At 67.3% G+C, this 24,722-nt stretch carries 21 protein-coding genes and 1 pseudogene; 17 read left to right on the top strand and 5 right to left on the bottom strand.

The genetic code is table 11. The annotated features are described in order from the left end of the window. The first annotated feature begins 3 nt into the window (after window positions 1–3). The 14 genes from AB0I67_RS08740 (at window position 4) to AB0I67_RS08805 (ending at window position 15,719) form a co-directional block, all read left to right on the top strand. Window positions 4–555, top strand: a complete 552-nt coding sequence (locus AB0I67_RS08740) for an NADH-quinone oxidoreductase subunit B family protein (RefSeq protein WP_357919836.1) — start codon at window positions 4–6, stop codon at window positions 553–555. A gap of 53 nt (window positions 556–608) precedes the next feature. Beyond that, the gene (locus tag AB0I67_RS08745) at window positions 609–1,214 is read left to right on the top strand and encodes an NADH-quinone oxidoreductase subunit C (RefSeq protein ID WP_357920385.1); all 606 of its coding nucleotides are present in this window, start codon (window positions 609–611) and stop codon (window positions 1,212–1,214) included. After that, window positions 1,211–2,527, top strand: coding sequence for an NADH-quinone oxidoreductase subunit D (locus AB0I67_RS08750; RefSeq protein ID WP_357919839.1), 1,317 nt, complete (start codon window positions 1,211–1,213; stop codon window positions 2,525–2,527). Before AB0I67_RS08745 ends, AB0I67_RS08750 begins: the two co-directional genes overlap by 4 nt. Continuing rightward, complete coding sequence (nuoE, locus tag AB0I67_RS08755) at window positions 2,524–3,180, top strand: NADH-quinone oxidoreductase subunit NuoE (protein WP_357919842.1); 657 nt, start codon at window positions 2,524–2,526, stop codon at window positions 3,178–3,180. The genes AB0I67_RS08750 and nuoE overlap by 4 nt, the downstream gene beginning before the upstream one ends. Then, a complete protein-coding gene (gene nuoF, locus AB0I67_RS08760) occupies window positions 3,177–4,463 on the top strand; it encodes an NADH-quinone oxidoreductase subunit NuoF (RefSeq protein ID WP_357919845.1) in 1,287 nt (428 codons plus the stop codon). The genes nuoE and nuoF overlap by 4 nt, the downstream gene beginning before the upstream one ends. Further along, complete coding sequence (locus AB0I67_RS08765; RefSeq protein WP_357919847.1) at window positions 4,460–6,829, top strand: NADH-quinone oxidoreductase subunit G; 2,370 nt, start codon at window positions 4,460–4,462, stop codon at window positions 6,827–6,829. The genes nuoF and AB0I67_RS08765 overlap by 4 nt, the downstream gene beginning before the upstream one ends. Next, window positions 6,826–8,121 carry an NADH-quinone oxidoreductase subunit NuoH gene (gene nuoH, locus AB0I67_RS08770; RefSeq protein ID WP_357919850.1) on the top strand — a complete coding sequence of 432 codons (1,296 nt, stop codon included), beginning with the start codon at window positions 6,826–6,828 and terminating at the stop codon, window positions 8,119–8,121. Before AB0I67_RS08765 ends, nuoH begins: the two co-directional genes overlap by 4 nt. A gap of 43 nt (window positions 8,122–8,164) precedes the next feature. After that, window positions 8,165–8,623: an NADH-quinone oxidoreductase subunit NuoI gene (gene nuoI / locus AB0I67_RS08775; RefSeq protein WP_246380418.1), complete on the top strand. Its 459-nt coding sequence runs from the start codon at window positions 8,165–8,167 to the stop codon at window positions 8,621–8,623. Beyond that, complete coding sequence (locus tag AB0I67_RS08780; protein WP_357919853.1) at window positions 8,616–9,380, top strand: NADH-quinone oxidoreductase subunit J; 765 nt, start codon at window positions 8,616–8,618, stop codon at window positions 9,378–9,380. The genes nuoI and AB0I67_RS08780 overlap by 8 nt, the downstream gene beginning before the upstream one ends. Then, a complete protein-coding gene (gene nuoK / locus AB0I67_RS08785; RefSeq protein WP_357919855.1) occupies window positions 9,377–9,673 on the top strand; it encodes an NADH-quinone oxidoreductase subunit NuoK in 297 nt (98 codons plus the stop codon). The genes AB0I67_RS08780 and nuoK overlap by 4 nt, the downstream gene beginning before the upstream one ends. 73 nt (window positions 9,674–9,746) lie before the next feature. Then, the gene (gene nuoL, locus AB0I67_RS08790) at window positions 9,747–11,594 is read left to right on the top strand and encodes an NADH-quinone oxidoreductase subunit L (protein ID WP_357920388.1); all 1,848 of its coding nucleotides are present in this window, start codon (window positions 9,747–9,749) and stop codon (window positions 11,592–11,594) included. Further along, on the top strand, window positions 11,594–13,135 hold the full coding sequence (locus AB0I67_RS08795) for an NADH-quinone oxidoreductase subunit M (protein ID WP_357919858.1): 1,542 nt from the start codon (window positions 11,594–11,596) through the stop codon (window positions 13,133–13,135). Before nuoL ends, AB0I67_RS08795 begins: the two co-directional genes overlap by 1 nt. Then, window positions 13,132–14,715 carry an NADH-quinone oxidoreductase subunit NuoN gene (nuoN, locus tag AB0I67_RS08800; RefSeq protein WP_357919861.1) on the top strand — a complete coding sequence of 528 codons (1,584 nt, stop codon included), beginning with the start codon at window positions 13,132–13,134 and terminating at the stop codon, window positions 14,713–14,715. Before AB0I67_RS08795 ends, nuoN begins: the two co-directional genes overlap by 4 nt. A 14-nt stretch (window positions 14,716–14,729) precedes the next feature. After that, complete coding sequence (locus tag AB0I67_RS08805) at window positions 14,730–15,719, top strand: polyprenyl synthetase family protein (protein ID WP_357919864.1); 990 nt, start codon at window positions 14,730–14,732, stop codon at window positions 15,717–15,719. On the opposite strand, the gene rarD is transcribed toward AB0I67_RS08805, so the two are convergent. Further along, complete coding sequence (gene rarD, locus AB0I67_RS08810) at window positions 15,695–16,645, bottom strand: EamA family transporter RarD (protein ID WP_357919866.1); 951 nt, start codon at window positions 16,643–16,645, stop codon at window positions 15,695–15,697. The genes AB0I67_RS08805 and rarD overlap by 25 nt on opposite strands. A 100-nt stretch (window positions 16,646–16,745) precedes the next feature. Here rarD and msrA point away from each other — a divergent pair, with 100 nt between their 5' ends. Continuing rightward, window positions 16,746–17,432 carry a peptide-methionine (S)-S-oxide reductase MsrA gene (gene msrA, locus AB0I67_RS08815; RefSeq protein WP_357919869.1) on the top strand — a complete coding sequence of 229 codons (687 nt, stop codon included), beginning with the start codon at window positions 16,746–16,748 and terminating at the stop codon, window positions 17,430–17,432. 49 nt (window positions 17,433–17,481) lie between these two features. On the opposite strand, the gene AB0I67_RS08820 is transcribed toward msrA, so the two are convergent. Then, entirely contained in the window at window positions 17,482–17,727 is a 246-nt protein-coding gene (locus AB0I67_RS08820) for a GntR family transcriptional regulator (protein ID WP_357919872.1), read from the bottom strand. Window positions 17,728–17,814: 87 nt separating this feature from the next. Here AB0I67_RS08820 and AB0I67_RS08825 point away from each other — a divergent pair, with 87 nt between their 5' ends. Together AB0I67_RS08825 and AB0I67_RS08830 are read left to right on the top strand one after the other, a co-directional pair. Then, window positions 17,815–18,036: a hypothetical protein gene (locus AB0I67_RS08825; protein ID WP_357919875.1), complete on the top strand. Its 222-nt coding sequence runs from the start codon at window positions 17,815–17,817 to the stop codon at window positions 18,034–18,036. Between the two features lie 1,117 nt (window positions 18,037–19,153). After that, window positions 19,154–22,633, top strand: a complete 3,480-nt coding sequence (locus AB0I67_RS08830; RefSeq protein WP_357919878.1) for a hypothetical protein — start codon at window positions 19,154–19,156, stop codon at window positions 22,631–22,633. Window positions 22,634–23,254: 621 nt separating this feature from the next. On the opposite strand, the gene AB0I67_RS08835 is transcribed toward AB0I67_RS08830, so the two are convergent. The 3 genes and pseudogenes from AB0I67_RS08835 to AB0I67_RS08845 form a co-directional block, all read right to left on the bottom strand. Beyond that, window positions 23,255–24,178, bottom strand: a complete 924-nt coding sequence (locus tag AB0I67_RS08835) for a recombinase family protein (RefSeq protein WP_357920391.1) — start codon at window positions 24,176–24,178, stop codon at window positions 23,255–23,257. A gap of 57 nt (window positions 24,179–24,235) precedes the next feature. Beyond that, window positions 24,236–24,499, bottom strand: a pseudogene (locus AB0I67_RS08840) (recombinase family protein); the annotation flags it as partial. Beyond that, window positions 24,430–24,678: a recombinase family protein gene (locus AB0I67_RS08845; protein WP_357919881.1), complete on the bottom strand. Its 249-nt coding sequence runs from the start codon at window positions 24,676–24,678 to the stop codon at window positions 24,430–24,432. The pseudogene AB0I67_RS08840 and the gene AB0I67_RS08845, both read right to left, overlap by 70 nt. Window positions 24,679–24,722: the final 44 nt, after the last annotated feature.

Below are 24,722 nucleotides of genomic sequence, written 5' to 3' on the forward strand. Positions count from 1 at the left end.
GACATGGGACTTGAAGAGAAACTCCCCAGCGGATTCATCCTCACCACCGTCGAGCAGGTGGCGGGCTGGGCGCGCAAGAACTCGGTGTGGCCGGCCACCTTCGGCCTCGCCTGCTGCGCGATCGAGCTGATGGCCACCGGCGCCTCGCACTACGACCTGGCGCGCTTCGGCATGGAGCGGGCGTCGGCTTCGCCGCGCCAGGCCGACCTGATGATCGTCGCCGGTCGCGTGTCGCAGAAGATGGCCCCGGTGCTGCGCCAGATCTACGACCAGATGGCCGAGCCCAAGTGGGTCATCGCCATGGGCGTGTGCGCCTCCTCCGGCGGCATGTTCAACAACTACGCCATCGTGCAGGGCGTGGACCACATCGTCCCGGTCGACGTCTACCTGCCCGGCTGCCCGCCGCGGCCGGAGATGCTGATCGACGCGATCGTGAAGCTGCACGACAAGATCCAGAACATGAAGTTCGGCGCCCACCGGGCCGAGCAGATCGACGAGCTCGAACTGCGCGCGCTGCGCCAGCTTCCGCTGATCGACCAGGGGGCGGTCAAGTGAGCACGGAGGAGAACCTCCCGTCCGTGCCGGAGACTCCGATCGTGCGGCACGGCATGTTCGGCGCGCACGACTCCGGCGACACCTCCGGCTTCGGCGGCCTGGTCGTCCGGCGGGCGCCCGAGCTGTCGACGCCGCGCCCGTACGGCGAGTACTTCGACGAGGTGGTCGACACCCTCGGCTTCGACGAGGCGATCGAGCGCGTGGTCGTCGACCGCGGCGAGCTGACGCTGCACGTCCGGCGCGAGTCGCTGCTGGAGGTCGCGCGCAAGCTGCGCGACGACGCCGCGCTCCGCTTCGAGCTGTGCATGGGCGTCTCGGGCGTGCACTACCCGCACCTGGCCGGCCAGGAGCTGCACGCGGTCTACCACTTCGTGTCGATCACGCACAACCGCCGGGTCCGCCTCGAGGTGAGCTGCCCCGACGCCGACCCGCACATCCCCTCGATCGTCAGCGTCTACCCGACGAACAACTGGCACGAGCGGGAGACCTACGACTTCTTCGGCATCGTCTTCGACGGTCACCCCGCGCTGACCCGGATCATGATGCCGGACGACTGGGACGGTCACCCCCAGCGCAAGGACTACCCGCTGGGCGGCATTCCGGTCGAGTACCGCGGCGCCGAGATCCCCGCGCCGGACCAGAGGAGGTCCTACTCATGACGGCTGAGGCCACCGAGGGCAAGGTCTATTCGGTCAACGGCGGCGACTGGGACGACCTCGTCACCGGCGTCCGCGACTCCGAGGACGAGCGCCTCATCGTCAACATGGGCCCGCAGCACCCGTCCACGCACGGCGTGCTCCGCCTCATCCTGACGCTCGACGGCGAGACGGTGACCGAGGCGCGCAGCGTCATCGGCTACCTGCACACCGGCATCGAGAAGAACATGGAGTTCCGGACGTGGACGCAGGGCGTCACGTTCGTCACCCGCATGGACTACCTCTCGCCGATCTTCAACGAGACGGCGTACTGCCTGGCGGTCGAGAAGCTGCTCGGCATCACCGACCGCATCCCGGAGCGGGCGTCGGCCATCCGCGTGCTGACCATGGAGCTGACCCGCATCAGCTCGCACCTGGTCGCGATGGGCACCTTCGGCATGGAGCTCGGCGCCACCACGCCGTTCCTGTTCGGCTACCGCGACCGCGAGCTGATCATGGACCTGCTGGAGCACATCACCGGTCTGCGGATGAACATGGCCTACATCCGGCCGGGCGGCGTCAGCGTCGACCTGCCGGCGGGCACCGTGGACAAGGTCGGCGAGTTCCTCAAGGAGATGCCCAAGCGCATCCAGGGCGTGCGCAAGCTGCTCGACGAGAACCCGGTCTACACCCGCCGCACCAAGGACGTGGGCTACCTCGACCTGACCGGCTGCATGGCGCTCGGCATCACCGGCCCGATCCTGCGTTCGGCCGGCCTGCCGTGGGACCTGCGCAAGTCTCAGCCGTACTGCGGCTACGAGACCTACGACTTCGACGTCGCCACCCAGACCAGCGCCGACGTGTACGGCCGCTACCTGGTGCGCATGCAGGAGATGGAAGAGTCCCTCAAGATCATCGAGCAGGCGATCGACCGGATCGCCGGCCCGCTCAAGGGCCAGCCGGTGATGATCCAGGACAAGAAGATCGGCTGGCCGGCGCAGCTCGCGCTGGGCCCCGACGGCTACGGCAACTCGCCCGACCACATCGCGCACATCATGGGCCAGTCCATGGAAGCGCTGATCCACCACTTCAAGCTGGTGACCGAGGGCTTCCGCGTCCCGGCCGGGCAGGCTTACGCATCGGTCGAGTCGCCGCGTGGCGAGCTCGGCGCCCACGTGGTGAGCGACGGCGGCACCCGCCCCTACCGCGTGCACTTCCGCGACCCGTCCTTCACCAACCTGCAGTCCTTCCCGGCGATGTCCGAGGGCGGCCAGGTGGCGGACGTGATCTCGGCCGTGGCGTCGATCGACCCCGTTATGGGAGGTGTGGACCGGTGACTTACGCACCGGAAGTCCGTGAGCGTCTCGAGCGAGACGCCAAGGAGATCATCGGGCGTTACCCGAAGACCCGGTCGGCGCTGCTGCCGCTGCTCCACCTGGTGCAGTCGGAGGACGGCTACGTCTCCGACGACGGCCACGAGTTCTGCGCCGAGATGCTCGGCCTGAGCAAGGCCGAGGTGGTCGGCGTCGCGACCTTCTACACGATGTACAAGCGCCGTCCGATGGGCGACTACCACGTCGGCGTCTGCATCAACGCGCTGTGCGCCGTCATGGGCGGCGACCAGATCTGGGACGAGCTGTCGGAGCACGTGGGCGTCGGTCACGACGAGACCACCGCGGACGGCAAGATCTCGCTGGAGCGCCTGGAGTGCAACGCGGCCTGCGACTTCGCGCCGGTCATGATGGTCAACTGGGAGTTCTTCGACAACCAGACCCCCGCCTCGGCCAAGCAGCTCGTCGACGACCTGCGGGACGGCAAGGAGATCGCGCCGACCCGCGGGCCGAACAAGCTCTGCACCTTCAAGCAGACCTCGCGCGTGCTCGCCGGGCTGGAGGACGGCCTGGCCGGTGAGGGCCCCGCCGCCGCGGGCGCCTCGCTGGAGGGTCTGAAGGTCGCCAAGGCCAACGACTGGAAGGCACCGGAAGCGTGACTACCCTGACTCCGGTCCTCACCGCCAACTGGGACCAGGCCAACGCCTTCACCATCGAGGGCTACGGTCCTTACGACGCCGCGAAGAAGGCGCTGGGCATGGACCCCGACGCCGTCATCCAGGCGGTCAAGGACTCCGGCCTGCGCGGCCGCGGCGGTGCGGGCTTCCCCACCGGCATGAAGTGGGGCTTCATCCCGCAGGGCGACGGCAAGCCCCACTACCTCGTCGTCAACGCCGACGAGTCGGAGCCGGGCACCTGCAAGGACATCCCGCTGATGATGGCCAACCCGCACTCGCTGGTCGAGGGCGTCATCATCACCTCCTACGCGATCCGCGCCAACCACGCCTTCATCTACGTGCGCGGCGAGGTCGCGCACGTGATCAGGCGGCTGCACGCGGCCGTGCGCGAGGCGTACGCCAAGGGCTACCTCGGCAAGGACGTCTTCGGCTCCGGTTACGACCTGGAGCTGGTCGTCCACAGCGGTGCGGGGGCGTACATCTGCGGCGAGGAGACCGCGCTGCTCGACTCGCTGGAGGGCTTCCGTGGCCAGCCGCGACTCAAGCCCCCCTTCCCTGCGGTGGCGGGCCTGTACGCCTCGCCTACTGTGGTGAACAACGTCGAGTCGATCGCCAGTGTTCCCTCGATCATCGCCAACGGCGCCGACTGGTTCGCCGGGATGGGCACCGAGAAGTCCAAGGGCTTCGGCATCTTCTCGCTGAGCGGCCACGTCACCCGGCCGGGACAGTACGAGGCGCCGCTGGGCATCACGCTGCGCGAGCTGCTCGACATGGCCGGCGGGATCCGCGAGGGGCACCAGATCAAGTTCTGGACCCCGGGCGGCTCCTCGACGCCGATCTTCACCGACGAGCACCTCGACGTGCCGCTCGACTTCGAGGCGGTCGGCGCCAAGGGCTCCATGCTCGGCACCCGCGCGCTGCAGATCTTCGACGAGACCACCTGCGTGGTCCGCACCGTGCTGCGCTGGACCGAGTTCTACGCGCACGAGTCCTGCGGCAAGTGCACCCCGTGCCGGGAGGGCACCTTCTGGCTCAAGCAGGTGCTCAAGCGGCTGGAGAAGGGTGAGGGCACCGAGGACGACCTCGTGCTGATCACCGACATCGCCGACAACATCCTGGGCCGCTCCTTCTGCGCTCTGGGCGACGGCGCGACCAGCCCGATCCACTCGTCGGTGAAGTACTTCCGCGACGAGTACCTCAAGCACTTCGAGATCGGCGGCTGCCCGTTCGACCCGAAGAAGTCCACTCTGTGGGGTGACCAGTGACTGACCTCGTGACGCTCACGATCGACGGTTTCGCGGTCAGCGTCCCCAAGGGCACGCTGATCATCCGGGCCGCCGAGCTCCTGGGCATCCAGATCCCGCGCTTCTGCGACCACCCGCTGCTCGACCCGGCGGCCAACTGCCGCCAGTGCCTCGTCGACATCCCCGACGCCGGCAACGGCCGCGGCTTCCCCAAGCCGCAGCCGTCCTGCGCGATCGAGGTCGCCGAGGGCATGGTCGTGCAGACCGCGCTGACCTCGCCGGTCGCCGAGAAGGCGCAGCGGGCGGCGATGGAGCTGCTGCTCATCAACCACCCGCTGGACTGCCCGGTCTGCGACAAGGGCGGCGAGTGCCCCCTGCAGAACCAGGCGATGTCCAACGGCCAGGGCGAGTCGCGCTTCCACGAGCACAAGCGCACCTTCCCCAAGCCGCTCCCGCTGTCGACGCAGGTCCTGCTCGACCGCGAGCGCTGCGTGCAGTGCGCCCGGTGCATCCGCTTCTCCGACGAGATCGCGGGCGACCCGCTCATCGAGTTCTTCGAGCGCGGGGCCAAGGAGCAGGTCCGCACGGCCGACGGCAAGCCGTTCGACTCCTACTTCTCCGGCAACACCATCCAGATCTGCCCGGTGGGCGCGCTGACCAGCGCCGCCTACCGCTTCCGCGCCCGCCCGTTCGATCTGGTCTCCTCGCCGAGCGCCTGCGAGCACTGCGCCTCCGGTTGCGCCCTGCGCACCGACCACCGGCGCGGCCGGGTCACCCGCCGCCTGGCCGGCGACGACCCGGTGGTGAACGAGGAGTGGAACTGCGACAAGGGCCGCTTCGCCTTCACCTACGCGACGCAGCCCGACCGCCTCCGCACCCCGCTCATCCGCGACGAGGAGGGCCAGCTCGTCCCGACCTCGTGGCAGGAGGCGCTCGCGGTGGCCGCCCAGGGCCTGTCCGCCGCGCGCGGCCGGACCGGCGTGCTGACCGGCGGCCGGCTGACCGTCGAGGACTCCTACGCCTACGCCAAGTTCGCCCGCCTGGCGCTCGGCACCAACGACGTGGACTTCCGCGCCCGCGCCCACTCCGCCGAGGAGGCCGCCTTCCTGGCCCACTCGGTGGCCGGCAAGGGCATCGAGCTCTCCTACGCCGACCTGGAGGCCGCCCCGGCGGTCGTGCTGGCCGGCTTCGAGCCCGAGGAGGAGTCGCCGATCGTCTTCCTGCGCCTGCGCAAGGCGTGGCGCAAGAAGGGCCTGCGCGTCACGGCCATCGCGCCGTTCGCCTCGCCCGGCCTGCTCAAGATGGACGGCACGCTGATCCGCACCGCGCCGGGTGGCGAGGCCGACGCCCTGGGCGAGCTGGCCGGCTCCCTGGCCGAGGGCACGATCGTGCTCGCCGGCGAGCGGCTGGCCACCGTCCCGGGCGCGCTCTCCGCGCTGGTACGGCTGGCCGACAGCCCGAACGTCCGCGTCGCCTGGATCCCGCGCCGGGCCGGTGAGCGCGGCGCGCTCGAGGCCGGGGCGCTGCCCGCCCTCCTGCCGATCGGCCGCCCGGTCGACGACGAGGCGGCCCGCGCCGAGGTGGCCCGGGTCTGGGGCGTGTCCGCGCTGCCCGCGCAGCCCGGCCGCGACACCACGGGCATCCTGACCGCCGCCCTGAACGAGGAGCTCGACGCGCTGGTCGTCGCGGGTGTCGACCCGTACGACCTGCCGGACCCGGCCGCCGCGCTCGCGGCGCTGGAGAACACCCCGTTCATCGTCAGCCTGGAGATCCGCGCCAGCGCCGTCACCGACCGCGCCGACGTGGTGCTGCCGGTGGCCGCCGTGCAGGAGAAGAGCGGCACCTTCGTCAACTGGGAGGGCCGCGGCCGCTCCTTCGAGACGGCCATCAAGGTGCCCGGCCTGATGAGCGACCTCCAGGTGATCTCGGCCATCGCCGACCACATGGACATCCACCTGGGCCTGCCCGACGCCGCGGCCGCCCGCCGCGAGCTCGGCTCGCTCGGCGCCTGGAAGGGCGCCCGCGCCGCCGCCCCGAGCCTGTCCGGGTCCGGCCAGGCCGCCCCGGGCGTCGGCCAGGCGGTCCTCGCCTCCTGGCACCAGCTCCTCGACCAGGGCCGGCTGCAGGACGGCGAGCCGTACCTCGCGGGCACCGCCCGCGCGGCCGAGGCGCTGCTGTCGCCGCAGACCGCGGCGGAGATCGGCGTGGCCGACGGTGACAAGGTGGTCGTCAGCGGAACTGTCGGTGGCCTCGGTCAGACTGTGACCCTGCCGGTGCGGATCGCCGATCTGCCCGAGCGCGTCGTCTGGGTGCCGGCCAACTCCGGCGGCTCCTCCGTTCTGGGAGCCGCCGCCGGTGACATCGTCACGATCGGGAGCGCTTCATGATCCGTCTGGCCACTGATCCAACCCTTGCCGACTTCGGCAAGGACCCGCTGTGGATCACCATCATCAAGGCGCTGCTCTTCTTCGTCATCGTGATGCTGGGCATCCTGTTCGGCGTCTGGTACGAGCGCAAGCTCATCTCCCGGATGCAGCACCGCTACGGCCCCAACCGGGCCGGCAAGTTCGGCCTGCTGCAGTCGGTGGCCGACGGCCTCAAGATGGGACTGAAGGAAGACCTCTTCCCGAACACCGTCGACAAGGTCCTCTACCTGCTGGCGCCGGTCATCATGGTGATCCCGGCCTTCCTGGCCTTCTCCATCACCCCGTTCGCCGGCATGGTCAACCTCTTCGGTGTCGAGACGCCGCTGCAGCTGCTCGACCTGCCGGTCGCGGTGCTGTTCATGCTGGCGATGGGCGCCATCTCGGTCTACGGCGTGGTGCTGGCGGGCTGGTCGTCCCGCTCGCCGTACGCGCTGCTGGGCGGTCTGCGGTCGGCGGCGCAGGTGGTCTCCTACGAGATCGCCATGGGCCTGTCGTTCGTGGGCGTGTTCCTCTTCGCGGGCACGCTGTCCACCTCCGAGATCGTGGGCTCGCAGACCGGCATGTGGTACGTCGTGCTGCTGCTGCCCTCGTTCCTGGTCTACGTGGTCTGCATGTTCGGCGAGGCCGCCCGCATCCCGTTCGACCTGCCCGAGGGTGAGGGCGAGCTGGTCGGCGGCTTCCAGACGGAGTACTCCTCCTCGCTGAAGTTCGCGCTGATCATGATGGGCGAGTACCTCCACACCTTCACCGCAGCCGGCATCGCCGTCACGCTCTTCCTGGGCGGCTGGCACTCGCCGTTCGGGTTCCTGCCCGACGACGGCTACTGGGGCTTCCTCTGGTTCTTCATCAAGTTCGTGCTGGCCTTCAGCTTCGTGGTGTGGGTCCGCGCCTCGCTGCCGCGAGTGCGGTACGACCAGCTCATGGCGCTGGGCTGGAAGGTCCTGATCCCGGTCAACCTGGCCTGGCTGCTGCTCGTGGCCGGCATCCAGACCGTCCGCGGCCAGGACATGGGCACCGGCGACTGGTACTGGGCCGTCGGCGTCACCGCGGTGGTCCTGCTCGCCGGCCTGGCCATCTGGGCCCGGTTCGACACGGTCAACCAGCGCCGTAAGGAAGCCAAGAAGGCACAGGTCGAAGCCGAGTACGAGGAGCTCAGGAACGAGCCCGAGGCCGGCGGCTTCCCGGTGCCTCCGCTCGACTTGCCCCACTATCACGGGGTTTCCCGCAAGGAGGTCTCCAGTGGGAGCAACTGATTGGCTGAACCCCGTGAAGGGCTTCGGCGTCACCTTCCACACGATGTTCAAGAAGCCCGTCACGACGAACTACCCGGAGGAGAAGAAGCCGACGGCTCCTCGCTTCCACGGTAGGCACCAGCTCAACCGCTGGCCGGACGGGCTCGAGAAGTGTGTGGGTTGTGAGCTCTGCGCGTGGGCGTGTCCTGCGGACGCGATCTACGTGGAGGGCGCCGACAACACCGAGGAGGAGCGGTTCTCGCCGGGTGAGCGCTACGGGCGCACCTACCAGATCAACTATCTGCGGTGCATCCTGTGCGGCCTGTGCATCGAGGCTTGCCCGACTCGGGCGCTGACCATGACCAACGAGTACGAGCTCGCCGACACCTCGCGTGAGAGCCTGATCTACACCAAGGAGATGCTCCTGGCGGACCTCACGCCGGGTATGGAGCAGCCTCCGCACCCCATGCGGCTCGGCGAGACCGAAGAGGACTACTACCGGCTGGGACGAACCAATGGGTGAGCAAGTCACATTCTGGGTGCTTGCCGTGGTCTCCGTCGGCGCGGCGCTCGGCATGGTGTTCAACCGCAAGGCGGTGTACTCCGCGCTCATGCTGGGCACGGTGATGCTCTGCCTCGCGGCGCTCTACGCCGTGCAGGACGCGCCCTTCCTGGCCGCGGTGCAGATCATCGTCTACACCGGCGCGATCATGATGCTGTTCCTGTTCACGCTGATGCTCGTGGGCGTCGACTCCTCCGACTCGCTGGTCGAGACGATCAAGGGGCAGCGCTTCTGGGCGGCCGTCGCCGGTCTCGGCTTCGGCGTGCTGCTCGTGCTGGCCTTCGGCAACGCCTTCTTCACCAGCCCGGCCGGGCTCGGCGCCATCCACCAGGAGGGCGGCGGCAACATCGGCGCGCTGGCGAGGCTGATCTTCACGCGGCACGTCTTCGCCTTCGAGGTCGTCTCGGCGCTGCTGATCACCGCCGCGCTCGGCGCGATGGTGCTCGCGCACCGCGAGAAGGACCGGCCGCGGCCCTCGCAGAAGGAGCTGGCTCGCGCCCGCTTCCGCCAGGGCGACCCGTCGCCGCTGCCGGGCCCGGGCACCTACGCCCGCAACAACGCCATCGACATGCCGGCCCGCCTGCCCGACGGCACCCTCTCGGAGCTGTCGGTCAACCGCACCATCGCGCGGCACGACGTCGAGGACGGGCACCTGCCCACCGACCCCGAGCTGGCCGAGGCCATCCGGCACGCCGCCGCTGAGGAGGAGGCCAAGTGACCACCGAGTTCCTTGTCCTGTCGGGCATCCTGTTCGTGATCGGCGCCGTCGGCGTGCTGATCCGCCGTAACGCGATCGTGGTGTTCATGTGCGTGGAGCTCATGCTCAACGCCTGCAACCTCGCGTTCGTCACCTTCGCCCGGCAGTGGGGCAACCTCGACGGCCAGATCATCGCCTTCTTCGTGATGGTGGTGGCCGCGGCCGAGGTCGTCATCGGCTTGGCGATCATCGTGACGATCTTCCGGACCCGCAGGTCCGCGTCTGTGGACGACGCGAACCTGCTGAAGTACTAAGAGGTGACTGGTGGAATCTCCTGCTGAGATCCTCAAGTACGCGGGCGGCGGTGTCATCGGCGTCTCGTGGCTGATGATCGCGCTGCCGCTGCTGGGCGCGGCGATCCTGCTGATCGCCGGCCGGCGGACCAACAAGTGGGGACATCTCCTGGGTGTCACCATGTCCCTGGGCGCCTTCGTCGTGGCGGTGCTCGCCTTCGTCGAACTGCTGGGGCTCGCCCCCGAGCAGCGCCGTCAGGCCGTGCACCTGTACGAGTTCATCCCCGGCATGGTGGACATGGGCCTGCTGGTCGACCAGTTGTCGATCAGCTTCGCCCTGCTGATCACGGGTGTCGGATCGCTGATCCACATCTACTCGATCGGCTACATGTCGCACGACCCCGAGCGGCGGCGCTTCTTCGCCTACCTCAACCTGTTCGTCGCGGCGATGCTCCTGCTGGTGCTGGCCGACAACTACGTCGGGCTGTTCATCGGCTGGGAGGGCGTGGGCCTGGCCTCGTACCTGCTGATCGGCTTCTGGTACTTCAAGCCCTCGGCGGCGGTGGCGGCCAAGAAGGCCTTCATCGTCAACCGCGTCGGTGACTTCGGCCTGCTGGTCGGCATGTTCGTCATGTGGACCACCTTCGGCACGCTGGCCTTCGCCGACCTCGGCGCCAAGGTCGGCACCGCCTCCAACGGCACGCTGACCGCGATCGGCCTCCTGCTCCTGCTCGGCGCGTGCGGCAAGTCCGCCCAGCTCCCGCTGCAGTCCTGGTTGCTCGACGCGATGGAGGGCCCGACCCCGGTCTCGGCCCTCATCCACGCGGCGACCATGGTCACCGCCGGCGTCTACCTCGTCGTCCGCTCGGGCGCGTTCTTCTTCCCGCTCGGCTCCACGGCGGCGATGGCCGCGGCGATCGTCGGCTGCGCCACGCTGATCGCCGGTGCGATCATCGGTTGCGCCAAGGACGACATCAAGAAGGGCCTGGCCGGCTCGACGATGTCGCAGATCGGCTACATGATGCTCGGCGCGGGCTTCGGCCCGGTCGGCTACGCCTTCGCGATCGGTCACCTGATCACGCACGGCTTCTTCAAGGCCGACATGTTCCTCGGCGCGGGCTCGGTCATGCACGCCATGAACGACGAAGTCGACATGCGCAAGTACGGCGGGCTCTTCTCCAAGATGAAGATCACCGCGATCACGTTCATCATCGGCTACCTGGCGATCATCGGGTTCCCGCTGCTGTCCGGCTACTTCACCAAGGACGGCATCATCGAGACCGCCATGCACCACAACCAGGTGCTCGGCTGGCTCGCGGTGCTGGGCGCCGGTCTGACCGGCTTCTACATGTCGCGCATGATCTTCATGACCTTCTTCGGCAAGCCCCGCTGGGACAAGGACGCGCACCCGCACGAGTCGCCAGCGGTCATGACCCTCCCGCTGGTCATCCTGTCGATCGGCGCGATCGGCCTCGGCGCCTTCCTGGTGCTGGGTGGCCGCCTCTACACGTGGCTGGCCCCGGCGGTCGGCGGCGCGCGTGACGGCGCGCCGGCCTTCCACCCGATCACCACGCCGGGTCTCGCGACCCTGGCGCTGGTCGCGGTGGGCGTCGTCATCGCCTGGCTCAAGTACGGCAAGGCCGAGGTCCCGGTCGTCGCCCCGCGCGGCAGCTTCCTCACCACCTTCGCCCGGCGTGACCTCTACGGGGACGCGCTCAACGAGTCGCTGTTCATGCGCCCCGGCCAGTGGCTGACCCGCCTGGCGGTGTTCTTCGACAACCGCGGCATCGACGGGCTCGTCAACGGCCTGGCCGCGACGATCGGCGGCACCTCGGGCCGGCTGCGCCGGATCCAGACCGGCTTCGCGCGCAGCTACGCGTTGTCCATCCTGATCGGTGCCGCGCTGCTCAGCGGCGCCCTGCTCCTCGTTGGGAACCTGTGATGTCACTCTGGCTTCCAATCCTCATCGCGGTGCCCGTACTGGGCGCCGTGCTGGTGGCACTGCTCCCCAAGGGCAGCGACACGCTGGCCAAGTGGCTCACGCTCGGCGTCTCCCTGGTCGTGATGGTCCTGACCCTGGTCATGGCCTTCCAGTTCGACACCGGCGCCAAGGCTGAGCGGTTCCAGTTCGTCTTCGAGAAGGACTGGATCCCGAGCTTCGGCGTGCACTTCGGCCTCGGGGTCGACGGCATCGCGCTGGTGCTGATCGCGCTGTCGGTCGTGCTCACGCCGATCGTCATCGCGGCCTCCTGGCACGACGCGGACGCCCCGCACGCCAAGTACTCGGTGAAGACCTACTTCGCCCTGCTGCTGGTGCTCGAGGCGATGATGATCGGGGTCTTCGCGGCCACCGACATCTTCCTGTTCTACGTCTTCTTCGAAGCCATGCTGATCCCGATGTACTTCATGATCGGGTCGTACGGCGGAGCCCAGCGGTCCTACGCGGCCATCAAGTTCCTGCTCTACTCGCTCTTCGGCGGCCTGCTCATGCTGGTCGCGGTCATCGGCCTCTACGTCGCGGCGGGCAAGAACACCTTCCTGTTCCCCGAGCTGATCGGCGCGATCCAGGACCCGACGACGCAGAAGTGGCTGTTCGCCGGCTTCTTCATCGCTTTCGCGATCAAGGCGCCGCTGGTGCCCTTCCACACCTGGCTGCCCGACGCGGCGGCCCAGGCCCCGGCGGGCGCCGCGGTGCTGCTGGTGGGCGTGCTCGACAAGGTGGGCACCTTCGGAATGCTCCGCTTCTGCCTGGAGCTGTTCCCGGAGGCCTCCAAGTGGGCCACCCCGCTGGTCATCGTGCTGTCGGTGGTCGGCATCATCTACGGCGCCATCGTGGCCATCGGCCAGACGGACATGAAGCGCCTGATCGCCTACACCTCGATCTCACACTTCGGCTTCATCGCCATGGGCGTGTTCGCGATGTCGCAGACCGCGCAGTCGGGCGCGACCCTCTACATGGTCAACCACGGCTTCGCGACCGGCATGCTCTTCCTCGCCGCGGGCTTCCTCATCGCCCGCCGCGGCTCGCCGTACATCGCCGACTACGGCGGCGTGCAGAAGGTGGCGCCGCTGCTGGCCGGGGCGTTCTTCATCGCCGGTCTGGCCGGGCTGTCCCTGCCGGGTCTGTCGTCGTTCGTCAGCGAGTTCATGGTCATGATCGGCACCTACTCCAGCTCCGCCTTCGGGAGCGGGGCGCTGGGTGTGGCCGCGGTGATCTCGGCCGTCGCGGTCATCCTCGCCGCCGTCTACATCCTGTGGATGGTGCAGCGGGTCCTGCACGGCCCGGCCACCGAGTCGGTCGCGGGCATGAAGGACCTCAACAAGCGCGAGCTCTGGGTGGTCGCCCCGCTGATGGCCCTGATCATCGGCTTCGGCTTCTTCCCCAAGCCGCTGCTGGACATCATCAACCCGGCGGTCAACCACACCTTGCAGAGCGTCAAGGTCGACAACCCCGCTGTCGCTGAGAAGGGTGCGGGTCAGTGAATACCATTCCGGCGCCAACGATCGAGTACGGCACGCTAGCGCCGCTGCTGCTGGTCTTCGGTGCGGCCGTCCTCGGCGTGCTGGTCGAGGCCTTCGCGCCCCGATACCTGCGCAGGTCGATCCACCTGCCGCTGACCCTGCTGGGGCTGGCGGGCGCGTTCGTCCTGGTCGTCGTGCAGACGGTGACCTCCGGAGTGCCGAAGTCCGCGGTCGCCATGGGCGCGGTCGCGGTGGACGGCCCGTCCCTGTTCATCTGGGGCGTCATCCTCGTCCTGTCCTTCGTGTCCGTGCTGCTGATCAACGACGAGGGTCACTTCGTCGCCTCGGCGGCGGCGGTCCCGGGCAGCCGGGACGAGGAGGAGGCCGAGGCCTCCGGCAACGCGCACACCGAGGTCTACCCGCTGGTGCTCTTCGCCGTCGGCGGCATGATGCTCTTCCCGGCCAGCAACGACCTGCTGGTCATGTTCGTCGCCCTCGAGGTCATGTCGCTGCCGCTGTACCTGCTGTGCGGCCTGGCCCGCCGGCGCCGCCTGCTCTCGCAGGAGGCCGCGCTGAAGTACTTCCTGCTCGGCGCGTTCTCCTCGGCGTTCTTCCTGTACGGCATCGCCATGACCTACGGCTACGCCGGTTCGGTGGAGCTGGCGGGCATCAGCAAGGCGCTGGCCACCGGCGGCGTGCTCGACCCGCTGCTGCTGGCCGGGCTGGCGCTGCTCGGCGTCGGCCTGCTGTTCAAGATCGGCGCCGCGCCCTTCCAGGCGTGGAAGCCCGACGTCTACCAGGGCGCGCCCACCCCGATCACCGCCCTCATGGCCTCCGGCGTGCTCGTCGCCGCCGTGGGCGCCGTGCTGCGGGTCTTCTGGGTGGCGCTGGGCAACATGGACTGGGACTGGCGCCCGGTCATGTGGGGCGTGGCCGCGCTCACCATGCTGGTCGGCGCGATCCTCGCGATCACGCAGACCGACATCAAGCGCATGCTGGCCTACTCCTCGGTCGCCCACGCGGGCTTCCTGCTGGTCGGCGTCCTGGCCACCTACGACGCGGCCGAGGGCAACGAGAAGTCGCTCGGGGCGATCCTGTTCTACCTGCTGGTGTACGGGTTCACCACGGTCGGCGCGTTCGCCGTCGTCACGATGGTGCGCGACGCCGGCGGCGAGGCGGGGCACCTGTCCCGCTGGGCCGGGCTCGGCAAGCGCTCGCCGCTGCTGGCCGGCATCTTCGCCTTCTTCCTGCTCGCCTTCGCGGGCATCCCGCTGACCAGCGGCTTCTTCGGGAAGTACGCGGTGTTCACCGCGGCGCTGGGCAGTGGCGCGGAAGCGGGCGACTCGCTCGGCGCGTGGATGACCGGAATCGTGGTCGTCGGTGTGATCGCCTCGGCGATCGCCGCCTTCTTCTACGTCCGCGTCATCGTGCTGATGTTCTTCAGCGAGCCGGCCGCGGACGGCCCGGCCGTCGTGGCGCCCTCGGTGTCGCTGAAGGTGGTAATTGGTATGGCTTTGGCGGTCACGCTCGTCGTGGGCGTTTTCCCGCAGCCTATTCTGGACATCGCTGGCCAGGCCGCTTCAGGCCTGTTCATTCGGTGAAATTGGGGGATTAGATGGCTGCGCCACCCGTTGTTGACCTTCCGATCGTCGACGAGAGGTTGGCGCAGGATCTGGCCACCGGGATGGCCTCGGTCGAGAAGCTGCTCCGCTCGTCCGTCGAGACGGAGGACGCCTTCGTCACCGAGGCCTCCAAGCACCTCATCGAGGCCGGCGGCAAGCGGTTCCGCACCATGATGGTGCTGCTCGCCGCCCAGTTCGGTGACCCGTCGGCGCCGGGGATCGTGCCCGGCGCCGTGGTCATCGAGCTGACCCACCTCGGTTCGCTCTACCACGACGACGTCATGGACGAGGCGCTCGTGCGCCGGGGCTCGGAGTCGGCGAACTCGCGTTACGGCAACACCGTCGCCATCCTCACCGGCGACTACCTCTTCGCCCAGGCCTCCGACATCCTGGCCGATCTGGGCCCCGAGCTCATCCGCATCCAGGCGCAGACCTTCTCCCGCCTGGTTCAGGGCCAGATCCGCGAGACCATCGGGCCGCGGCCCGGTGAAGACCGCATCGCGCACCACATCCGCGTTCTGGCCGACAAGACCGGCTCCCTGATCGCGGCCTCCGGCCGCTTCGGCGCCCTGCTGTCCGGGGCCTCCTCCGAGATCGAGGACCGCATCAGCCGGGCCTGCGAGGCCATCGGCGTCGCCTGGCAGCTCGGGGACGACCTGCTCGACGTGGCGTCCACGTCGACCGAGTCGGGCAAGACCCCGGGCACCGACCTGCGGGAGGGCATCCAGACCCTGCCGATGCTCTACGCGCTGCGCTCCGGGGAGTCCGCCCGGCTGTCCGAGCTCCTGGCCGGGCCGGTCGCCGAGGAGGACCTCGACGAGGCGCTCGACCTGCTGCGCTCGTCCGAGGGCATGCGGCAGGCCCGTGCCGACCTGCACGCCTGGGTCGACCGGGCTCGGGGCGACCTGGCCACCCTGCCGGACATCCCGGCTCGCGCCGCCTTCCTGGCCCTGTGCGACTACGTGGTGGAACGCTCGGGCTGACCGGCCTCCCGCGTCGCCGCCGCGGCGAGGACGGCCTGGCGGGCCTTCTCGTTGCGGTGGGCCTCCCGCAGGGAGTCGTAGGTGAAGACGGCCAGGGCTGCCCAGACGATGGCGAACCCGATCCAGCGGCTGGGCGGCATGGTCTCCTTGGCGATCAGCACGCCGCACAGGAACTGCAGGACCGGCGCGATGTACTGGAGCAGCCCGATCGTGCTGAGCGGGACCCGGATCGCGGCCGAGGTGAAGCACAGCAGCGGCACCGCGGTGATCAGACCGGCCCCCGCCAGCAGCAGGGCGTGGCCGGGCGTGGTGTGGCCGAAGGTGGCCGTGCCGTTGGCCTCCAGGTAGACCAGGTAGGCGAGCGCGGGCGCGAGGAGCACGAGGGTCTCCACGGTGAGGCTCTCGGCCGCGCCCACGTTCGCCTTCTTCTTCACCAGGCCGTAGAGGCCGAAGCTGAAGGCCAGGGTGAGCGCGATCCAGGGCAGCCTGCCGTACCCGAGCGCGAGCACCACGACGGCCAGCGTCCCGAACCCGACCGCGACCCACTGCAGGGTGCGCAGGCGCTCCTTGAGTACGGCGACGCCGAACAGCACGCTGACCAGCGGGTTGATGAAGTAGCCGAGGGCGCTCTCGACCACTTGGCCGCTGTTGACGGCGAAGATGTAGGTGCCCCAGTTGAGCGACACGAGCACCGCGGCGAGGGCGAGCAGCCCCATCGTCCTGGGCTGCTTGACCAGGACGCGGAACCACGACCAGTGCCGGCGGATCGCCAGGATCGCTACGACGGCGACCAGGGACCACGCCATGCGGTGGGCCAGGATCTCGACCGGCTCGGACGGCTTCAGCAGGGGCCAGTACAGCGGGAAGAGGCCCCACATGGCGTAGGCGGCCACCCCATAGAGCACACCACGGCGAGAGTCAGGCATGTAGTCAATTTTTGCGCCTTACGTGCTTAAATACAAATAAGTCTTGGTATGCGGACACTTAAGCGCAGCTTCAGTGTGGGGTTGACGTAGGCTGGACGGTATGGGCTGGCTTTTCGGTACGCACAAGACCTCGATGGTCGCTCCTTCCGACGCGCTTCCCGGGCGGGACACCCCCATGCCCGTCCCCGCGCGCCACGCTGTCCTCGACGCTCCGCTGGCACCGCCGTACCCCGACGGGCTGGAGATCGCCGACTTCGGCCTGGGCTGTTTCTGGGGCGCCGAACGCAAGTTCTGGCAGACGCCGGGCGTCGTCACCACCGCGGTGGGCTATCAGGGCGGCTACACCGCCAACCCCACCTACGAAGAGGTCTGCAGCGGCCTCACCGGCCACACCGAGGCCGTCCGCGTCGTCTTCGACCCGGCCAAGGTGTCGTACGAGGAGCTCCTGCGCGTCTTCTGGGAGGCCCACGACCCCACCCAGGGCATGCGCCAGGGCAACGACGTCGGCACCCAGTACCGCTCGGCGATCTACTACCACTCACCCGAGCAGGAGAAGTCCGCTCTGGCCTCCCGTGACGCCTACCAGGCTGTGCTCAAGGGCGCGGGGTACGGCGAGATCACCACGGAGCTCGCGCCGGCGGGGCCGTTCTTCTATGCCGAGGAGTATCACCAGCAGTACTTGTACAAGAACCCCGGCGGCTACTGCGGGATCGGGGGCACCAACGTCAAGCTGGGTGACCCGTCCGAGTGGTCCTGCCCGACGGGACTGACTACGTCAGAGGAGTAGTCCCTGAACCTTGAGACCCCGTTGTGCGGTGAGTGCACCGTCCGGGGTCTCAGTCGTTTTCGGAGGCCTTCTTGGAAGCGACGAAGGATCCCATGCCTGGGGTGGTGACGATGAGGCCGTCTTCGCGGAGTTGGGCGGTCGCCTTGCGGATGGTCACGCGGGCGACGTGGAACTCGGACTCCATCTGCACCTCTGAGATGAGGTGGTTGGGCGGGTACTCGCCTGACTCGATGCGTGCGCGTACGACCTCGTAGATCTGCACCCACTTGGGGCGCACGGGGTCGTAGTCGATCATGCAAGCAACTGTAGACAGTCACAGTCTGCCAACCATAGAAGCTCATAGCTATAGACAGGCATAGAGAGGCTCTCTAATGTCTCTATCGTGGACGACTTGAAGTTGCTGGCGGAAGGCTTCCCGAATTGGTCCATCTGGCGCGCTCGGGCTGGAGATGGCTACGGCGATTGGTATGCGACGCGGAAGGCATTCCGTATCACCGACGCACAGCTGGATGCTGGACTGTGTATGACGGTGTGCGCTGCCACGCTGGACGACCTGGCGTACCTCCTGAACGCTCAAACCGAACGCCAGATCCGTTCTCGATGAGTTCCGTGGACAGGAATCCACGTGCCCCTGCCCGCGATTCGGTGGATGCCTCCGAGTGGGAGTGCCCAGGCGTGTCGGTTCACCCAGGCCGTGCTCTGTCGAATCACATCACTCTGTCCTGGCAGGGCCATCCGCTGGGTCCGTATCGCGTGGTGGACCATACGTGCGCGTGTGTCGCCGTCGTCTACGAGCTGGTGGTCATAGGCGGCCTGTTTCAGATCCACAAGCTCGTACAGGCCGAATCGCCAGTACACACCTATGCGGGGGCCTGGCGGCGTTCGGAGGCTCAGGAATGGTGGCTCCGCGTGCTACTGGGCACCGCTCGCTGAGCAACTCATTACGAGATTCTCCATGATCGTCCAGCGCCGTCCACCAGAGACTCCGCGCGCTGGTCACATCCACCCGATGCGCTTGGCCCGGCCTGCTGTCGTCCGTGCTCGTCCAAGGCCGTTGTTAGCAACCGCGTCAGCAAGATCCGGCCCTCAGCCACGTCATCCGATGGCCAGAGGAGACCGCACCGCAGGGCTACCAGACCCGACGAGGGGAAGCCTTGCGGCAGCGTGACCGTCCGCTTTTCAGGCGGACCGATCAGCCTGCTCGGCTGATCGAGACCGTGGTCAGGCACGCGTGGACAGTGGCGCGGATGCGTCGGCGTGCGGGGACGTTGCTGTCAGCACTGCTGTCACCTCAGCCATTGTCACTCGGTGGCGAGGCCCGACGAAGGAGAGCCTCGGCGTCGATCGCCCCAGCAACGGACGGCGAGAGCCGAAGTCCGCGATCGTCACGGCCTCAGCGAGTGATGTTCGTTGTCATGCCGTGGATCAGCGTGAGCGCCCTATAGAAATGAGCGAGATACGGCGCAAAGCCTCTTTGAGCTCCCTACAGTGATGGCGTGGCCTCGACTCCCTGAGAGGATAGCTGATCGCAAAAAGACCTCCGGGCGTAGGGGAGTTGCCGACTTCACCACCCCCGGAGATCCTGCGCTCCTAACGGCAGTTGCCATCTGATCAAAGTTGGGTCCTTTAGTCTGCCTGCTATGGCTCATCTGAAAGTGTCGGTCCCGCGTGCCTCGATCGGAGGGGCGAGCGGGGACGGGGGTGTGGAGTACCGGCGAGCCGTGGCAGCGTACGCCGTAGCACACGCCCTGGCGGGCGAGGCGCTGCCGGAGTTCGGATTTGCCCTCACCTTGGCGCAAGTCGTGGCAGTTGCAATTGAGACGGACGAGCACGCCGACGATGTTCGGGTAACGCTCGCTGGCGGTCATAAAGCGCAGGTTCAGGCGAAGCGCACGCTGCGCTCCGGCCGTGTGTTGCGTAGCGCTGTAGCGCAGTGGCGCGACGCGGCGATGTCAGGACTGAACGTTACTCGTGACCGACTGGTCCTGGTAACCGGTGCTGCTAGCGGGCCTGTACGTACGCTGGCACGAGCGCTCGATCGATGCAAGACCGACGAGCCTGGGGCGTTCACGGGACAGGAGAAGGAGGCGCTGAAGGCGCTCGACCAGATGCTGTCTGGCCTGACGTCACAGCAGCGGCAGCTGGTACGTCGGTGCGCGGTGATCACGATCCTCGATGTGGAGGAGGAGCAGTCGTCAGGGGCCAGTCTTGCTCGGCATTTGCTTGGGCGAGTCCTCGGCGGCGGCGACGTGGCAGTACGAGCCTGGCGTGATTTGGTTGCGCATTGCGGCAGAGTGGGACGACTGCGGGGTGGGTTCGGCGTCGAAGGCTGGGTGCGGCTCCTGCAGGAGGAAGGATATCGGGTCGCTGGCTACGGGACCCCGGCGGCAGATGCGGCCCGACAAGCAGAGGCATTAGACAGATATCGGGATCTGCTGCGGTCGCGTGGCACTATGGTCGACTTGCGGCCACTCGGCGCCGACACGCCACCGATTCCGCTCGCAGAAGTTGATTCAGTAACGGAATGCGTGCCGGCGGGTGCGGATGAACGTGAAGTCGAGCCGCTGCCATGGTCATTGCTTCGCCGTCGACGCGTGCTGCTTACAGGGCTACCGGGCGGCGGAAAGAGCGTCACGATGTCAGCGGCAGCAGCGGTGCTCGTCGATGCGGCGGGCGCGCCGCTCCCGCTGGTGGTCTCCTTGCGGGACGTCGATGCGCGGGACCGGTCCAGCGGATTTGCCGACCGCGTGCTGGATACCGCTGTAAAAGACGTACCGGCGATCGATCGACCACTGGTCCGCGCGGCGCTTGAGCACGGGCTGCGGTCGGGTGCGACAGCGCTTCTGCTGGACTCACTAGATGAGACACACGACCGCCGCGGGACGGTTGTGTCCGAGATAGAAAACCTATGTGGTGGAATTAGCGCGGATGTGCCGGTATTGCTTGCGACGCGCGATGTCGCCTACGCCCAAGCAGCCACGCTCGGGTGGGACGACCTGCGCCTCGTCAAACCGAAGGAGCCCAAACGAGCTGTCCGGGCCGTCCTTGCGGCAGTAGCGGCCGCTCGCCAGGCACCGGATTCTGACACGTGGGTGGAACGGCGGGTCGAGTGGGTAGCAGCGATTCTCGACAGGGACCGTGTGCTGGGCGAAACAGCACTCATGCCAGTGCTGTTGGCGTTGCTTGCGGGTGACCGAAGCAACGGAGCCCTGCCCGTAACGCGCGCCGAGATCCTGCACGGGGTAGTCGAGGCCGCCGTACGACGCCGCGAGGCGCATCGCGACCCCGGTGTTCGACTAGCGACTCTCAACGAGCACGACTCTGCAAACGCGACCCTGGCCGCGTTCGCAGTCGAGGCCGGTGTTCTCGGGGACTCTGGCGGCCAGGCACGATTGGCGACTGTGCAGGAGGCGGTCGCCACCGCCTTGATGCGCGACTGGGGTCTCCCCTCAGGCGCCGCTGCGTCCAGCGCGAGAGCCATTGTGCACTTCTGGGATGAAATTGGAGTATTCGTCATCCGCGGTGCGGATGAGATCATCGCGCCACGGATGGAACTGTTCCTCGATATTGGCGACGCCGTCCAAGCCAGCAAACGGCCACCGGAGGCCGTTGCCGCATGGGTCGACGCACGCATCCATGACCGACGGCACGAGCCCCTCATCCTCGCTGCCGCAATGAGCGACATCGCGTGCGAGAAGCTGCTAACCGCAGCGTGTGACAGCGGCGAGCACGAGTTGCTGATCGCGGCCAGCACCGCTGTCCGCCAGCATGCACGCATATCCGACGAGGGTCGAGTACGACTCGCCGCTGCCTTAACGAAGGATGCCGCGAGCCCGGATAGACAAGGATGGACATCCTACGTTGCGATGCTGGGGTTGGTGAGCGAGTACGACACTCTGCGTCATACAGGTGAGGTGCTGGCGCAATATCCGCTTGAGCATCAAGTCATCGCGAAGGCGGCGATAGTGCTACGCACCTCATCCGACTCGGCAGACAACGAGGCTCTGCTGAATACGCTTCGCACTAATCGCCTTCGACAATTGCCGGATCGAGATCTCACCGCCACATCGGCGGGCCCTTGGACACTTGGGGACGATCTGTATGACGAGGTGATTGAGGCGGTAGCGCGCCGACTTCTGGGCCATGTGGATGAGGCGACAGGGCTCATCATAGAGATGCTGAAGAACGCATCCATAGGTCTGCACAAGCGTTTGCTCAGTGCGCTGCGCGGTGCTGGTTTTGACGACGAGGTAAATGACATTCTCACTCAAGAGGCGCGTAAGTTTAAGCGCACTTTGGAGTGGTTGAAGGATCATGATTGGGAGGGAGAAGTGCGCGTCCTTGATCATCTCGCACACCTCTCGTGTGCCGCGGAGTTGGATGTCGCACAAGCAGCGCGACTCGACGAACTCGCCGTACTCATCACCTCGCTGAGGTTGGATGTCCTCAGCGCTTGGCCTCGCCGAGAGGCGTATTCAGCCTGGCTGGAGTTTGTCGATGTCATCCTCACACTTGGCGGATTCGATCTAGCCCGCATTTCCGCAGAAGCCGCGATCATGCAGCGACGTGTCGCGCAGTTTGGCATTAGAGCGTTCACGGCACTGGACATCGCGTCTGACCACCGACGCCTCGTACGCTGGCACGCCATCGATACTCCCGAGGTTGGCGCGCGCAGCCTGGCCAAGGCTCTTTTTATGGGCAGGGCGACATCTTTCGTCGCCGCCGCTGCCCTATCGACCGCTCCTCCAGATATTGCCGTCCCACTACTGGAAGATGCACTGCCCCGGCTTGAGTCTCTCCGCGACAATCAGCACTTTGCTGCGCTTGCTCTCTCACTACTACAGCACGATGAGCCGCTGAGGGAGTGGGCCGTATCGGACCAAGTTGAACTACGGCGTGTAGCCGCGATGCGGCTACCAAACGTGGTGAACGGGGAGCTCAACTCCCTCCTCTGCCAACTCACACATGACAAGGACAATCGCGTGGCCGACGCTGCGGTGCGCAACGTCGGTGATGTGCGCACGAAGGCGGCTGTCGAACACCTCAAGAGCATCGCCAGCACGGAGCACGGCAAGTGGACATGTCTGCACTGTGGATCCCCACATGCGGACATTGTCGATTGTATGGCCCCCCATATCGCCCTACCGGACCCCGCACGAACCGCCCACGACATACTCGCGGAGTTCGCAGATTCTTCATGATCTCTTGGTAAGTTCCGGGAGGAACTAACTACCATGAGTCGGATCCTGGTGAGCCAGCAGCTTTCGATGGCTCCTCATCTGCATGCCTTCGTCCGCGGGGCGGTGCCGGCCGCGACCGGCCGAAGAGCCGCAGCGCGGCCAGCGACCGCCCGGCGCGCGGGGGACGCCGCAGGCGGCTCGCGCCTTGATGACGTACAGAGAAGTTGCTTTCTGATCTTGACGGCCTGTGTGTGGCGCTGCCGACGAAGTTCATCTGGGGCCGATGAGGGACGTCCAGGGATGACCGATGCGTCGGGGACGTCTCGGCCGCGTCCGTGCTGGTGGTGATCGTGTCCCGGTTCCTTCGCTGATCCTTGATGTTGTTCGACGACTGAAAGGAGCAGCGGAAGGAGGCCATCCATGACGATGAGGAGGTACCAGGCCCGGCGGGTTGAGGTCGGGAGTGAGCTTGTGTTGTCGGGTTCCGGCGGTGCGGGTGAATGAAGAGATGCGAGCACGGGTGGCTGCATCTCGGGCACGGCAGGGGTTGCCGCCGGTTATCGAGGATCTGGCGGTCCTTGAACGGGTCGCGGCAGTGTTCCGGTTGGTGGCGGCAGAGGATTCGGAGGGTCGTTGTGCGGCTTAGGCGATCCAGTCGAAGGTGAAGCGGTCGGGGTCCCAGCGCTTACGTGGGTTGGCGGGAGCGACGGCGATGGTGCGGACGGTGGCGCTCACGATGGCACGCTGCTGGGAGACATTCATGACCCTCCATCGGGCGAGCATCTCGTCGGCGGTTCCGATGAAGGAGATGAGTGGGGAACTGCGTGAGAGGCTGGCGAGCTGAGCGCGGTTCTTCTCCAGACGCATATCTATAGGTGCACGGGCTGCCATCCACTCCTTGCGGCTGATCTCACGGGCGGCCCATGCTTCGGCGAGTTCTTCGAGTTGTTCTTCGTCGGCGCGGACCAGTTCGGAAAGGTTGTCATCGTCGCCTGACTGATGCCGGATGCGTTCGGCGAGTGCGGGTGAGTCGAGAGCGGTGAGGACCATGTCGCGGACGTGTGTGTCAGTGCGTTCAGCGTTGGTGGCGATGCCTCCGCATGCGCCGCTGCCGGGTACGTTGGGGCACACGTAGCGGGGGACTCCGGAGCGAGGGCGGCCGTTCATCCGGTGTCCGCAGCGACCGCAGCGCAGGATTCCGGAGAGCAGGTAGGTACGGCCAGTGGCGGCCAGCCGACGGTAGTCCCTGCTGGGATCGCTCAGTAGGGTTCGTAGCCGGTCGGAGTCCAGTGGGCTGATGATCGCGGGCCAAACGGCATCCGCAACGATCTCGCCGAGAAGGGGACGCGTCGTCTCGAAGGTGCTGCGCGGGGTGTGTTCACGACGACCACTGATCCGCGCACCAGCGAGCATCCGCCGAAGCGTAGTCGGGATCCAAAGCCGACCACCGGACGTGCGGACATCTCGGCTTGCGAAGTCTCGGCACACACTGGAGAGGGACTCTCCAGCCAGGATGCGATGGGCGGCCTCGCGGATGAGCTCTGCTTCCTGCTCGATGATGGTGATGCGGTCTTCGGCGTAGCCGTACGGACGTAGACCCCCACCAGAGACCTTGCCAGCCGCAGCGTTCTGGCGGCGTTGGCGCTTCTGGCGTTCTGCCTTGTGTTCGGCTTCGTGGCGGGCGGCGGCACCGAGCATGCGGGCGATGAGGCGACCGGTTGGTGTCGCGAGGTCGATTTCGCCGGTGACGGTGGCCAACTCGATACCGTGGCGGTCGGCGAGGTCGATGACGTCTTCCAACTCGCGTGGGGATCGTGTCAGCCTGTCCACATGCCAGCAGACGATCGCGTCGATCGCGCCTGACTTGATGTCTTCCAGGAGCTGTTGCCAGGCGGGGCGGGGCTGCCGGAGTAGGCGCTGACGTCATTGTCTGGGTAGACCCCGGCGACGTTCCAGCCGCGAAGCTCCACGAGCTTGCGGCAGTCGGCCTCCTGGCGGGCGACTCCCAGCCCCGCACCTTCGCGGTCCTGGCTGATCCGGCAGTAGATGGCTGCACGTCTCGTCATGGGTCACACAGATACACGCTCGTAGGGACCGGGGTCGCTTGCCC

This window comes from Nonomuraea sp. NPDC050310 (genome assembly GCF_040655795.1).
In the GTDB taxonomy this organism is placed as follows: domain Bacteria; phylum Actinomycetota; class Actinomycetes; order Streptosporangiales; family Streptosporangiaceae; genus Nonomuraea.